The following is a 14621-nucleotide window of genomic DNA, read 5'->3' as shown; positions in this document are numbered from 1 at the left end:
TGCTGGGTAAGCGTTTCGGGAAGAATCCAAGATCTCCAAGGCGACAATAATTTCCTTTCCACACGAACGTCGCGATATTGTTGAAGACGCATTACCGCATTCCTCAACAGCCCCACCCGGCATCTTTGCCAGGTGGCGCTAAGAACCTTGGTGACAGCCGCCTTGAGGCCTTCATGCGCATCGGAGACGACAAGCTTCACACCGCGCAAACCGCGGCGGGTCAGCCGGCGCAGGAACTCCGTCCAGATCGGCTCGGCTTCGGACGTGCCGACTTCCATACCAAGTACCTCACGCCAGCCGTCGCTGTTGACGCCAACGGCGATGATGACGGCAACGGAAACGATGGGCCCGCCGCGGCGGACCTTCAGATAGGTGGCATCGATCCAGATGTATGGCCAGTCACCTTCAATCGGCCTGTCGAGGAACGCCTTCACCTTGACGTCGATCTCCTCGCATAGCCGCGACACCTGGCTCTTGGAGATACCCTCATGCCCATGGCCTTGACCAGATCATCTACCGAGCGCGTCGAGATGCCTGAATGTAGGCTTCCTGAATGACGGCCGTCAGAGCCTTCTCCGCCATTCGACGCGGCTCTAGAAAGCTTGGGAAATAGCTACCCTTGCGCAACTTGGGAATGCGCAGTTCGACGGTCCGGGGCGCGTCTCCCAATCGCGGTCACGGTAGCCGTTGCGCTGGGCGAGCCGCATCGGGCTCTTCTCACCGACCAGCACCGGTCGCGCCGCCAACCTCCAGCTCCATCAACCGTTCGGCCGCAAAGCCAATCATCTCGCGCAACAAATCCGCGTCGGCGCTCTTCTCAACAAGCGAGCGCACGTTCATCATGTCGTTGGTCATCGGTGATCTTTCCATCAGGTTGGTCTTGAACAACCCGACCCTAAATGGAAAACGCTGATGGCCGCCCAAACCTCAGGACCTACACCACCTCCCGGGACACGATCGAGATCGACATCATCACGGCATGTAAAAAACAGCGCACGCTGAAGAGCGGATGATGTCCCAGGAGATGGCATAGCTTCTTTGCCGCAGCCGGGTCTACTCGGGGCCATTTTTCATGCTTGCGCGCCGCGCGGTCGACATTAGCCAGCGCGTAAAAGCGTTTACCTGCGGGTTGACGTCGCCGGCCGGGCTCACTGCAAAATAGCTGTTATGCGTCTTCAGGGGTGTGCCGCTCAGCGGGATCAAAGCGCCACACTCGAGCTCCAATTCAATGAGATATCTGGGTATAAGGGCGGCGCCGATCGAAGACACGGCAGCCGAGATGATCATGGAAAACTGATCGAAATGTCGGCCGCTCATCAGCCGTTTAGCAGTTATTCCTTTCATGGCAAACCATTCAACCCACGCGCTTTCGCGAGTTATGAGATGCAGAAGTGGAGCCTCCGCTATGTGAGCAGGCTCGGTCGCCAAGTATCTATCGCGGAATTTGGGGGATGCAACCGGCAGCATTTCCTCATCGAACAACTTGTTCAAACGTGCGTCCGGCCAGTTGGCCTTCCCGAAATGGATCGCGAGATCGAAGCGTTCTTGTGTGAGATTAAACGGTACGGTGCGGGTCTCAAGCCTGATTTCGATGCTGGGATGATCGTTCAGAAACGTGCCCAATCGCGGGATCATCCAACGGCTGGCAAATGTTGGCAGGACACCGATACGCAACGTGGTATTTCGCCTGCCAGCGGCGATCGCCCGAGCTACTGATTGCTTCAGGTTCTCAAGATCGACTCCCAAATCTGCCGCAAACCGGCTGCCAGCCTCGGTCAGTGTGACGCGTCGTCCCACACGCCGGAACATTGTCACGCCGATCGTCTCCTCGAGTTCCTTAACTTGTTTGCTGACCGCGCTTTGCGTGAGATGAAGTTCCTCCGCCGCCTGTGTAAAGCTTTCATGCCTCGCAGCGCACTCAAAGCTGCGCAACAAGGCGTAAGACGGCAGATTGCGGTTACCTACGGACTGCAAAGGGCACAAACACCTTCTATTAACTGAACTCGCAGTCCAGAGTTAATTGGGCCGCGAAGAGATGACGATCGGCCCGATCGAGAAGTGCAGAGTTCGAGGTATTCCCGGGTGAACCCCTGTTTCGCGCCGGAATCGGGTTGAGAGGATGATTTATTCGAGGCCAGCAATCTTGCCGGTCACATCGACCGTCCTGTCGGAATCCACTGATTGGTGGTGCGGCTATTTTGGTAATCAGGTCATAGGCCCCGCTCATGGATTGAACGAAAAAGACCTCGAGGAGTTTACGAAGCGCCTGAACGCCCCTCCCAGGTGCCTTGAACCTAGTGATGATCATAATTGGGACGAGGCAAGCGCGCGCTGATCGGGATAGAAGCCTCACTCCATTGGTAGAGAAAAATCCTCTCTTGCAAACGAGCGACATTGGTAAGGCCTCGCCCTCGCGTCGTGGTGAATCTCGAAGGTCAACTGCGATGTAGGAGGAGTGCTCATGCAGCTCGTTCGGATGCAAAAACGGACAGCTCAAGGAGGCTTTCGATCCAAATCCGAACGCTCGCCAAGCAATTCGTCGGCGCGTGACCCGCAGCATGCCGGTCCTGCTGTGCGCCCCAATTCAGCTCCCTGCAGGAAACCAGCTCTCTCATGCTCTTAATTGCGCAAGTTGTTCCACCTGGAAGCACCTGCGCTGGTGATCCGGCGGTAGATCGTCTCTATTTTCCAACTGTCGGAAATGGTGTAATCGACCATTTGATTAAGTCGACGGCGCGCTGAAGTATCGTCGCAGTCCGAGCACGGCTGGTTGACTCGGCGATGACATGTCCGATGCGGTCTCTGTAGTCACCCTTCCTGACGATCGGGGTCTTGGGTTTAATGTACAATTTGACCTCGGCCACACCGGGTATGCCGGCCGCGCGACTGTCGCCATCGATCCAATTTAGGATGCCATCGCGATCAGCATTTAGACACTGCGCGGCCGCAAAATGCGAATGCCGTCTGCGCAAGTCCGATTCGTGGCCAACGACAAGCCTGATGTGCTCGGTAATGAGATCGACACCGCAGGCCGCCTGAATAAGCCGAGGACTAGTTCCACCCGCAACGCGCGGGTTGACCTCGATGACGACCGGACCAAGCTTCGTCAATCGGAGATCAACGTTCGTCGGGCCCCAGCCAAGACCGAGAGCTGGCAAACAGCTCCGCGAAACATCGGCGATGTGCTCACGCTCTTCATCAGTTAGCGGGGCCGGACAGGTGAAATGACGGAAAACAAAATGCGGTGGGGGTTCGAATTCGGCGGCGTCAATTCCAACGACCTCATTTCCCATCATATGAGCGCTAAAAAAGGGGCCTTGTGCGAATTCTTCGACCAGTACTCTCGGCGAAGATCGCCACACATGCTGTCCGCCTAACAGATAGTTTGTATGCTCGGCCAACTCCTCGGGGTTCCGGCACAACCGGACTCCGCTGCTGCCGCTGCCCCGAGCTGGCTTAATGATTACCGGCAACCCGATCTTTGTGGCAGCGCGTTCTATCTCCGCCGGATTCGCCGCCAAGTGATAAGCAGGGATCGGAACGCCGGCCTCCGCGAGGAGCTGACGTTGAGTAAATTTGTCGCAGCATCGTGTAATGGATTCGGGGTTTGGTCCCGGTAGATCGAAATGCCTGCAGAGCTTGACGCCCGTCGCATAGACCGACTCGTCGTCGCCTGAAAAGCCCGTAATGCCAGCAAGGTCATAGGTAGCACGCAGCCGGGAACACTCGTCGATCAGCGCATCGAGGTTTTCGGTGTCGACACGGATTGCCTCAATGCCTTCCGCCGCAAGATAGTCGTACTTAGCTGGATCAGTCGATAGGGTGATTGGATGAAGGTTAAGACGTCGGGCCGCTTTCACGTATAGCAGGCCAATACTCCCATGGCCTTCGAGCAGGATGAGCGCTCTTCTTGTCATTGGCACCGAGCTCCGTCGCACGCTGTGCGGCAATCAAAACGTAATAGACATCAACTTTTCAGCTCTGCCCGCCGCTTTGTGGTGAAGCTATCACTGGATCGGTATCGCGGTCGTAAAGATTCTGTAAACTTAGTTGAAGGACCTGTTGCAACATTGCCATCGGTGTGGCCGACTCTTCTGGATCTATCTCGGAGATTTCGAGCTTCGAGATGCCACCGGCTCGTGTATGAGACAGTGATCCTGGGATTGGCTGACGACGGTTTATCCCGCAGCAAAACACGTATCTGCTTCGTCGACAATGCAAAAGAATGGCCGAGGTAGCAGTCGAGATTATGGCCATTCGACTGGCGTTAAGCCCAGTGGCGGTAATAGTGGGCCCAACTTCGCAGGATCAGGTGGAGCTATTGAAGGTTGGAGGGCAGACTACGGGGTGGAGCTCGTTTTGGTAGCTGGGGCCAGCTACAAGAATTGGAGATCGCTTTATGTCGTCAGTGACACTGCCTCCGAGCTGACGACGCCGCCACAACGGTCCTGCTTCGCCACCTGTCGCGGCCGGGACTGATATCCAGGGACGTCAAATTTGGGGTCGGACACAATGTTCCGGGCGATTGTCTTTGGAATAGACAATCTGGGCGTTCGACGAATGCACCTGAAGTTCGCACGTGCCGTTTGAAGCTCGGCCTTGGCAGCGCCTAACTCACCCTTACAGAGGGCGGCTGGTGCTGCAGCCGATAGAGTGATCGGTTCTCTTCCAGACGCAGAAAATATTAGATTTTGCCGATGATGAAAACCTGATGATCCTCGAGTCGGGAGCCTCCACGTCGACTCTCTTTGGCAGCTCACCTGAGTCCGCCGTCCGCCCGCCACCCAGATCGTGTCCCGTGAAGTGGTTGCCTACCCGCAACCTGGCAAGGTCGCCGAATGCCTAAACTACCTTGACGATTGGAATGCGATTAGATGGGATATTCGGCTTTGCGTCTCAGCGTTGACCATTGTGGATTGCGGTGCTGCGCTTCTGGCTGATGGTAAAACGAGGTCTTCTTTCAACAGCCTCAACATCAAAGGAGAAGCGGAGCATGAAACACTATTGTGCATGGATGTGTCGGTGAAAGAGACCGCGGTCTGCATTGTTGATGAGACAGGCAAGATTTGCCGGGAGACGAAAGTTCCCACTCACCCTGAGGATTTGATCTCGGTGATCAAGGACCCGAAGTGGCAGATTGAGCGGATCGGTCTTGAAGCCGGACCACTGTCGCAATGGCTCTATGAAGGACTTGCCAAGGCAGGATTGCCGGTGATCTGCATCGAGACCAGGCATGCCAAGGCATTTTTGAAAGCCCAACCGAATAAGACGGACCGCAACGATGCGCGTGGAATAGCCCAGATGATGCGCGTCAATCTCTACCGGCCTGTGCATGTGAAGACACTGACGAGCCAGAAGCACCGGGCATTGCTGACCGCGCGCAAACTCCTGCAGGAAAAAGCCATCGCCATCGCGAATGACATTCGCGGATTGTTGCGCAACTTCGGCCTGAAAGTCGGATTGGTCGGCACGGTCAAATTCGAGGAGCGGATCAATGAGCTGGTCGAAGACAGGCCTGATCTACACGAAATCATGCAGCCATTGTTGGCTGCACGCAAACTGCTGCGCGACGAGTTCACCAAGCTGCACAAGAAGGTTTTGGATTTGGTCCGCGAGGATGACGTTTGTCGCCGGTTGACGACGATCCCTGGTGTCGGCCCCGTTGTTGCTCTCACCTATACGGCAACCATCGATATCCCTGGCCGGTTTGCACATTCAAAGGCGGTCGGTTCTGTGCTCGGGCTGACGCCGAAACTGAACGAGTCTGGTGAAAGCAAACGGGTCGGGCGAGTATCCTGTTGCGGTGACGCGATGATGCGATCCCTGCTGTACGAAGCAGCGCAAGTCCTGCTTGTAAACGTTAAGAAATGGTCGTGGCTAAAAGCCTGGGCGATGAATATCGCCAGACGCCGCGGAAGGCAAAAGGCGGTTGTAGCGTTGGCCCGACGGCTTGCTGTGATCATGCATCGCATGTGGAGTGACGGAACCGAATTCTGCTGGACACGGGAGAGCTTGCCTGTTGCTGCGTAATTAGCAACCAAGGTGACGAGAACCAAAGGAGACAAGAAGATTCCGCCGCCGGTGGAAAGATGTCCTTCGCAGGACGATGCATGGGGTGAGTTCGCGTGGTTGTTTTGGTACGGTCGTTTATTGCGATCAGGTCGCCGATTAGATTGTTCCGCCTCATTCTTCTGGTCCCATAATGGGAGGGCCACATAGGCCGAGCCCGGAGAGAAGCGCGATACTGCGAAGACATCAATCGCCATAGCTACGGACAGTCAGAAGGTGCTTGACCTCACCACGCCGAATAGAGAAGACAACCACTTGGGGGACGCGCCCGCCACCCAGGCAATCGTCGAAAATCCCGATCCCGAACCGCGCTGCGGCGCTGCAGCCACCGGACATCCCACCGCCCAGATGCAGCCAGAACCCTGCCGAGGATATCATCGCTCAATGCGCGAGCCATATTTCCTCGCCAATTAAAGACCGGAGGAGGGAATCACCGAACGCTGTGAAAAGCCCCCTCATTTGGATTCTTTCATCGGACGCCTCTTAGCGCCCTCCTCACGCGATCTGGCCAGCCGACGAGTTGGAGCACAGCCTATGGCAGCTTCAATGCCTCAACACGGACGTCTGATAGAAAAGGCTGGTTCTGAGGAAGCGCGTGGCCCACCCCTCTCGGCGTGCTGCTATCCTGATTGGTTCGATTACGGGGACTTCGCGCCTGGACCTGCGCTCTGCCCAAAACTTAATGGAAGTTTTACAAAAATCAGGTTCGCGAGGTGTTTAACTGCAGCTACGTCAGAATCGCCGTGCTGCTGCAGGAGGAAACAATGAAAGACATTGTCGTGATCGGATCAGGCAAAATCGGTTCTACGATTGTACGATTGCTGGCGGATACCGGGGACTATCAGGTCACCGTTGTTGACCGAAGCGCCGAACAACTGGTGGAGATCGGAAGCGGTCCTGCGCATTCGACGGCCAACCTCGACATCACCGATGAAGCAGCCTTAGCGGCGCTGCTGTCCGGAAAATTCGCGGTCCTAAGCGCGGCGCCCTTCCAGCTCACCGTCGCCATCGCCAGCGCTGCGGCCAGAGCCGGAACGCATTATCTCGACCTCACGGAAGACGTTGAATCCACGCGGGAGGTGAAGCGGATCGCGAAAACGAGCAAAGCCGCTTTCATTCCACAATGTGGGTTGGCACCGGGGTTTGTTTCCATCGTAGCAAGAGACCTGTCGCGTAAGTTCGACACCCTCGAGGACGTACGGTTGCGCGTCGGCGCCCTCCCGCAGTTTCCGAGCAATGCCTTGAACTATAACCTCACCTGGAGCACCGACGGAGTCATTAACGAGTGCATTCAGCCCTGCGAGGCGATCGCCGACGGCGAGCTCATTGAAGTCCCCGCTCTGGAGGAACGTGAAGAATTCTCGCTCGACGGCGTCACCTACGAAGCCTTCAACACCTCTGGCGGACTCGGAACGCTCTGCGAAACGCTGAAGGGCAAGGTCGACACACTCAACTTCCGGACGATACGCTATCCAGGTCATGCAGCGATCATGAAGGTTCTTTTGCACGACCTGGGGCTACGGCACCGCCGCGATGTCCTGAAGGACATACTCGAACACGCGCTGCCGACCACGGTGCAGGATGTCGTGATCATCTTCGTGACCGTCTCGGGACGCAGAGACGGCCGGTTAGTTCAGGAAACCTACGCGAACAAAATCTACAGCGCTGAGGTGGGCGGGCGTTTCAGAGGCGCAATTCAGATCACCACTGCATCCAGCATCTGCGCGGCCCTCGACCTCCTTAACGGCGGCAAGATCGCAGCGCAGGGCTTCATCCGACAAGAAGATATTGGACTCGACGCATTTCTGGAGAACCGCTTCGGGGCTTGTTATCGGCGAGGAGACGCGGCAAGCCACCGAAGTGCTTGGGTTGCGGCTTGAGCGAGTGTTTTCCGAGATATTTTTGCGGCCCTTACCGATCGTCGATTTAGCCACCACTCCCCTCGTGCGGCCAGGCCAACCCGCAGCTTTGGCGCTGTCCATCGGCAGATCCAGCGGGGGCACAAGCTTGTCGCTGGCAAGCTCTTCGTAGATCAGAACTCGGGGACCAACCACTCGCACGCTGGATCGCCGCTTGTGCGGCCGCCGCGAACTGGACAACGGCATGCCCGGTAAGAAAGGCAAAATTGGTTGGCGATTTCAACAAGGGACGGGTGTTACGACGAGTTAATTGCACGCGGCGTCAACTCTTCCATGAACTCGATCAAACGGCTTTGCGACCGCTGCCCGTTGAATGCTACGTCCTTTGGGTCCTCGAGCCGCTCGACGATGAAGCGCGACATGACCTCCTCGAAATCCGTGAAGACCGGTGACGTCGCTCCACCATCATCACCAGCCAGCTCCCGGTATCAGCATGAGGTTATCGTGGATCGCTTGATCTACAACCCCTCCGTCGAAATCACCGTTGATAAACTTGACTCGCTAAGGGAATGGCCTGCGAACAGATCACTACCAGCAGGCCCCCGGGGGCGAGATCATCCGGCATTCGGGCGATCCATACCACGCCGCGGGCATATGAGGGTGCAACATATCCTACACTAAATTTTACAGAACCTTTGCGACCGCAAATCGCTGACAATGCTACATTCACCCCAAGTCTGAGGTCAGGCACCTGGGCAACCTAGATGCCTGAGAGCATCCCATCGGAAACTCGAGACAATCTTCTGATGACTCGGATCACTTCAATGCACCTGACGGACGAGTGATATGGCGATCCAAAGTTCTACCCATCTTATCGGGCCTTCGGGTAGCGGGGCGAGCGTGTCGACTAGAGAACTTCTTAAAGCGGCCGCCGATCAAGTTTGGAAGCCATACATTCATCATCAGACGTTCGAAGGCGTGGATGCAATCCAGATAGTCGCCGAAGACGGACAGCAGTCAAGGGATTATACTGGCGACGCGCTCTGTTGCGGCACATTCGGCGAGTTGCTGCAAGGCCAGTTACCGGTCGGCTGCGTTCACCGGGACCCTCACTTCTTGGTCACGATGCCCATCGCGGTCTTTGCGCGAGCTCACTTCATGCCGGTCGCAGGCACACGATCCGTAACCGTTTATCCATCACATAAAGTCAAAGCAAAACGACTGGCTGAGAATCTCGTGAGTGCGCTCGGCTCCTCAGGAGGAATCCTCCTTTTGCAATCTGAGCTTCCCGAAGGCAAAGGATTGGCGAGTTCGTCTGCGGATCTTGTTGCGACTGCACGGTCAATCGCCTGCTGCTTCAAGCGTAGGATCCGGACATCATTGATCGAGAAGCTAATGGCGGAGATCGAGCCATCCGACGGGGTGATGTACCCAGGAGTAGTCGCATATCAGCAGCGCGCATGTAGCCTTCTCTCATTCCTTGGGCAAATGCCGCCGCTTGCAATCGTTGGTATCGACGAAGGAGGGATGGTCGAAACCGTCGACTATGATCAACGGCGAGGCGAAATCTCCGTCAGTCACAGAGCAGAATATCGCGAATTACTCGACCGCGCACGGATAGCAATTTCGCAGGGTGACACGACCACGATAGGCAGAATAGCGACGGCCAGCGCGCTCTTGCATCAGGAGCGGGTCCCAAAGGAGCATCTGAACTCGATGCTGAATGCATCCGAGGCCACTGACGCTCTCGGCGTCATAGTCGCGCACAGCGGCACAATGATTGGAATCCTGCTTGATCGCATGGCGGCTGACTTTCCACGGAAGCTTAGGTCCGTGCTCGCCCATGTATCGCCGTTCGACGACTCGCCAAAAATATATCTGACAATGACTGGCTGCCGGTGAGGTAAGCAATATGTACGCTGTTCGCAAACGCCTGCCATTCTCCGGCTATTCTGATGCCTATGCTCTCCCCAGTATTATTAGGTGTGAGACAAATCTTTATCTTGCGCAGTTCGCGTTCATGAAGCTTCTGCCTGCGAAGTACATCCTTGACCAAGCGTTGACTCGAGGGACTTTGATGCACGGAATGAAAGTTCTCGAGACCTCGAGCGGAACCTTCGCGCTTGGTTTGGCTGTAGTTTGCCGGGAACGAGGATTGCAGCTCGAGATTTTCACAGACCCAGTGATGGATAGGGGACTGGAAAACAGATTGAGGTCCTTGGGTGCGGAGGTTTTCATAGTAACTGAAAAGGCGAGGGAGGGTGGATATCAAAGAAGCCGCCTCGACGCATTACACGCTAGGATGAAACAGCTGGGTCACTCCTGCTTTTGGCCACGGCAATACGAAACACCAGACAACCCCGCAGCCTATAAGGTCTTCGCCGACCAAATATCGGGGATGTTGGACGCCGACATAACTTTGGTCGGTTCTGTAGGGTCAGGCGGCTCTACTTGCGGAACGATAGAGGGCCTCCGCCAACAAGCCCCTGGCGCGCGCCTGATTGGAGTGGACACCTTCAATAGTGTCATTTTTGGCCAAGAGGATGGCGAACGGAAACTGCGTGGCCTAGGGAACAGTCTTGTCCCCAAGAACGTGAAGCATGAACTGTATGACGAGGTGCATCTCATCTCGGCTCCGCTCGCATTTGCTGCAACGCGGACCCTCCACGAGCGGCACGCCGTTTTTGCCGGTCCGACCTCCGGAGCGAGCTACATCGTTGGGCGTTGGCGCGCTCGACAGTATCCAAGAGAGACCATAGTTGTCATATGTCCAGATGAAGGTCACCGCTACGTCGAAGCTGCATATGACCACGAGTGGCTCAAGCAGAACGCATGTCTACATGAAAGTAATCTGCTGGACGCCCCGGCAACCGAAAATCATCCCTCGACGGCTCTCCCACCATGGAACCGATATCATTGGGATCGGAGAAGCCGGGAAGCTGTCCTAAACGTGCTGGAGAATGCTTCATCATGAACCGGGGTAGCTTCCTTTTCGTGGAAAGTAACACGACCGGCACTGGCGAACTATTGATGAAGCGGGCGCGAGTCCTGGGTTTTGAGCCCTATCTCGTCACGCGCAATCCTGCACGCTATCGGTATCTTAACGACTCCTTCGCTCAAGTGATCGAAGCTGAAACGCGTAGTCCGGATGAACTCATCGGGGTGGCCGCCAAATTAGGCAGGCTGGGAGGAATATATTCATCGTCGGACTATTTTGTGGAAACAGCGTCTCGTGTCGCGACGGCAATGGGGTTACCAGCACCGAACCCGGAGGCTGTAGCCACATGCCGGAACAAATGGAAACAAGCGGCCGAGTTACAGCGGCAATCAATCACGATCCCTGAAACTCGCTTAGCCACATCCATCAGAGATGTCGAGAACATTCTTACCCAAGCTTCTCTGCCGGTCGTCGTGAAGCCGGTCTCCGGAAGCGGTAGTAGCGGCGTGCGGTTGTGTGATAGTGCCACAGCCGCCATCCAGGCGTTTGAGAGTGCAAAGGACGTGCTGTTAGATCAAGTGGATCTGCCCAGTCCCGACATCCTTATCCAGCAATATATAGAAGGTAAGGAATACTCTGCAGAGATAATTGCCTACGATGGAGCGCTGCATTGCCTTGGAATTCTTGCCAAGCACAAGGGGCCGGCTCCCTGCTTCATCGAGGTAGGGCACGACTTCCCGGCCCCGCTTCCTGAGACATTACTCGGGGAACTGACCTCTTTTGCCGCAGGCGCGGTGTCGGCCCTGGGCCTGACGTTCGGCCCGGCTCATGTGGAGTTCGTCATAACGGAGACGGGCCCCGTCATCATTGAGGTCAACCCCAGGCTGGCTGGAGGAATGATTCCGGTCATGCTCTCGCACGCCTTGGGCACGTCAATTCTTGACATGGTGATTAGACTTTACGCGGGAGATGGGTTTACGCCTCCACGCGCGAACGCAAGGGCGGGAGCTATCCGTTTCCAACTCGTTCATAAATCCGGCAAGCTCAAACGCCTGAGCTTTTCTCGAAGTCCAGAGCCGACAGTGCCGGAGGCGGGGCTGCTGAAATCTGAGGGGGAGGAAGTTCAAATACATGGCGACTTCAGAGACCGGGTAGCCTACGCCGTAGGCGTCGCTGATGAACTCAATGCCGCCGCCGCGGCAGCTCAACGGATGATCGATTCGACGGTGATCGATGTCGCGCCGGCTACTCGAGAGCAGGACGACAAGCAAGTCAGTGGGTCAAGCCAGGGCAAGTGGAACTTACATCCCGAAGCGATGAAGTTACTCGCTCCGGCTATCGAAATCTCGCGCGATGGTCGCCTTCTGCGGTACCAAGCGGTCATAGACCAAGCACATCTGGTGATGCTTTCCGACCAGGGCTTGGTCAGCCAAACAGTCGCTGCCGGTCTCCTCAGGCACATCTTGGACCTCCAGGACGAGAGCTTTCAATCTTTGGAGGGACGCGATGCTCCGCGTGGTGTCTATCTGGCCTATGAGGCCGAACTTGCCGCAAGAGCTGGCCCTGAAAGGGCCGGCTGGCTGCATCTTGCGAGGTCCCGCAACGACTTGAACGCGACCATTTCTCTCCTGGTACTTCGGGAAGCTGCGTGTTCCATCTCGCAACAGATAGGAACTGCACAAGATGCCGTGCTCCATCGAGTGGGGGAAGCATCGAGACTCGTGGCTCCGTTGTACAGTCAGTATCAGATCGCGCTCCCCGGATCGCCAGGGCACTACCTGCTTGGCGTCTTCTTCGCTCTGGGGCGCGAGCGCCAGCGCCTTCATCGTTTGCTGGAAGACATCAGGAACTGCCCTATGGGAGCTGGTGCTGGCGGAGGCACCAGCATGCCTATAGATCCGATGAAGACCGCAAGTCTTTTGGGATTCGAACTACCGTCCTTCAACTCACTTGATGCTGTTGCAAGCCGCGATCATCACCTGCAAGCGCTTTCAATCTTCGCTGGCGTTTCAATCTTGCTCAGTCGTGTGGCTCAGGACCTGCAGGTTTGGACGACGCGCGAGTTCGCTCTCATCGACATTCCCGACAATCTCGCCGGCGGCTCTTCCATGCTCCCGCAAAAAAAGAACCCGTTTCTGCTTGAACACATAAAGGCGTCGGCGAGCACCGTGGTTGGTGCATACGTTTCTGCGGCAATCGCAACCTGCAAAGCGCCTTTCAGTAACTCCATCGAAGCAAGCAACTACGGCTGCTCTCCGCTGGGCCTTGCAGAGGATGCTCTGAAGCGGGCAATCACCCTCACAGCGCTAATCGTGAAGTCCATGTATTTCAACTTACATTCGATGCGTGAAAATCTGGAAGACGGCTCACCGATGACGGCCGTCGCCGCCGAGCGGATGGCGTGGCGAGGGGTTCCTTTCAGGAAGGCCCACACACTAGTTGGCGAGATCGCCAGTCGCGTGTCTCAGGATAGCGTGGCGGAGCGTCGAAGCGAGCTGGCCAGCCAACTCGCTGGCGTACTACCGGCGACCCTCGAAGAGTGCAGAGATGCTTTGCAGTTCGGAGGAGGACCAGGAATAAGATCAACCGGCGACCAGCTTTCTGTAGCAAAAAAGCTCCTTCGGGACATGCAGCTGAAATGCGCCGATATATCGGAACGCTGGACGCGCGCTGAGGTGCTCCGCAAAAGGAGGGTGAAAGAACTCATTGATCAACACCCCGCTGCCTGAAGGAGTGCATACGGACAAGGTCCAATATTGCCGGGTGCCTTGACTTGGCAATGGGGTCGCCTCGGCGAGTACTGCAGATAGTCTCTTCTGCGCTGCCTTGGCGAGGACGCAGAAGATGCCTGTCGCCAAGCAGCCTAAGCGGCTGCCGTGGAACTACTCACTTGGCGCCGGCAGGACGTAGCCTGATGGCTCGCAACCTTATTTCGTTCGATTACCGCAGGTCAACATGGAACAGCAGAACTCACACCGCGGCCTTTTGAAGATTCCTGGCCTGTTTACTCCGATCGTTGCTGCGACCTTGTCCTGTCTGGCCAGCCGCATGTTCGTCCTCACACTGTTTCTCTTCGTGTTGGCGCAGTTTTCGTCACCGGCCTTGGCAGGGTGGCTTACATTTGCAGCGATCGTTCCTGGCCTGATTGTAAGCCCTGTCGCGGGCGTCCTGCTTGATCGGCTAGGCCCTACAATCGGTGTCAGATCGACATGATCGCCCGACCTGCATTCGTTGCCGCGATCAGCTTCGCTGGTTGGTCCAGTCAGCCGGTCCTCTTCATCCTCGTAATGCTGTACTCGATCACCGGACCCTTAGGCGTCGCGGGAACCAGCACTCAGCTGTCCCGACTGGTTCATCATATGGGCCTGCGCCTCGTCGTCCTCGCCTACGTACAAGTAGGTGGTTGACCAATGGGACTACGTACTAAGATGGTGTCAATCGGTGGCGAAAATTCACCCCCAGTATCGGCATCCGTTTTTCCGCTTTTTGGAGAATCTAATCCAAGTGCAACAATGGCGAGTGGAGCGTAGGGGATTACCCGCAATCGCGCAAATGCCGCATGAACACCTCGGCTACTGTCTAGCCAAGGCACTTCCTAGGTGGGCAAGGGCGACCAGCTGCTGCTGGCTGACGGCGAATAGGTCCGTATCGCCCCGTTTCCCCGAACAAGAGGTGATAAATGGCGATGCCGAGAGGACCACAGGCGTTCCCCAGGAGTGAATACTTGCAGCGCCTGTCCGTCGTTAAGGCGGAGA

At 56.4% G+C, this 14621-nt stretch carries 8 protein-coding genes and 1 pseudogene; 5 read left to right on the top strand and 4 right to left on the bottom strand.

Features of this window, described 5'->3' with window-relative positions; all coding sequences use genetic code 11:
* Positions 1 to 92 precede the first annotated feature (92 nt).
* From CO664_RS29685 to CO664_RS29675, 3 genes and pseudogenes are all read right to left on the bottom strand, one after another.
* Positions 93 to 855: pseudogene (locus CO664_RS29685) on the bottom strand (IS256 family transposase); the annotation flags it as partial.
* A gap of 198 nt (positions 856 to 1053) precedes the next feature.
* The gene (locus CO664_RS29680) at positions 1054 to 1974 is read right to left on the bottom strand and encodes a LysR substrate-binding domain-containing protein (protein ID WP_097528070.1); all 921 of its coding nucleotides are present in this window, start codon (positions 1972 to 1974) and stop codon (positions 1054 to 1056) included.
* Between the two features lie 707 nt (positions 1975 to 2681).
* Complete coding sequence (locus CO664_RS29675; RefSeq protein ID WP_097528071.1) at positions 2682 to 3917, bottom strand: acetyl-CoA carboxylase biotin carboxylase subunit family protein; 1236 nt, start codon at positions 3915 to 3917, stop codon at positions 2682 to 2684.
* Positions 3918 to 5010: 1093 nt separating this feature from the next.
* On the opposite strand from CO664_RS29675, the gene CO664_RS29670 reads away from it, so the two are divergent.
* The gene (locus CO664_RS29670) at positions 5011 to 6030 is read left to right on the top strand and encodes an IS110 family transposase (RefSeq protein WP_097528072.1); all 1020 of its coding nucleotides are present in this window, start codon (positions 5011 to 5013) and stop codon (positions 6028 to 6030) included.
* Between the two features lie 803 nt (positions 6031 to 6833).
* Positions 6834 to 7949: a saccharopine dehydrogenase family protein gene (locus CO664_RS29660; RefSeq protein ID WP_097528074.1), complete on the top strand. Its 1116-nt coding sequence runs from the start codon at positions 6834 to 6836 to the stop codon at positions 7947 to 7949.
* 275 nt (positions 7950 to 8224) lie between these two features.
* Here CO664_RS29660 and CO664_RS31620 read toward each other — a convergent pair whose 3' ends face one another.
* Positions 8225 to 8350, bottom strand: a complete 126-nt coding sequence (locus tag CO664_RS31620; protein ID WP_272938889.1) for a hypothetical protein — start codon at positions 8348 to 8350, stop codon at positions 8225 to 8227.
* A 478-nt stretch (positions 8351 to 8828) separates the two neighbouring features.
* Here CO664_RS31620 and CO664_RS29650 point away from each other — a divergent pair, with 478 nt between their 5' ends.
* The 3 genes from CO664_RS29650 to CO664_RS29640 are packed head-to-tail and all read left to right on the top strand — an operon-like array spanning position 8829 to position 13595.
* Entirely contained in the window at positions 8829 to 9830 is a 1002-nt protein-coding gene (locus CO664_RS29650) for a hypothetical protein (protein ID WP_234819720.1), read from the top strand.
* A 10-nt stretch (positions 9831 to 9840) separates the two neighbouring features.
* Positions 9841 to 10902, top strand: coding sequence for a PLP-dependent cysteine synthase family protein (locus CO664_RS29645; RefSeq protein WP_097528077.1), 1062 nt, complete (start codon positions 9841 to 9843; stop codon positions 10900 to 10902).
* Positions 10899 to 13595 carry a lyase family protein gene (locus CO664_RS29640; RefSeq protein WP_097528078.1) on the top strand — a complete coding sequence of 899 codons (2697 nt, stop codon included), beginning with the start codon at positions 10899 to 10901 and terminating at the stop codon, positions 13593 to 13595. Before CO664_RS29645 ends, CO664_RS29640 begins: the two co-directional genes overlap by 4 nt.
* Positions 13596 to 14621 lie beyond the last annotated feature (1026 nt).

It is taken from the genome of Sinorhizobium sp. NG07B (genome assembly GCF_002532005.1).
In the GTDB taxonomy this organism is placed as follows: Bacteria; Pseudomonadota; Alphaproteobacteria; order Rhizobiales; family Rhizobiaceae; genus Sinorhizobium; species Sinorhizobium fredii_C.
This window is presented reverse-complemented; position numbering and strand designations above follow the sequence as displayed.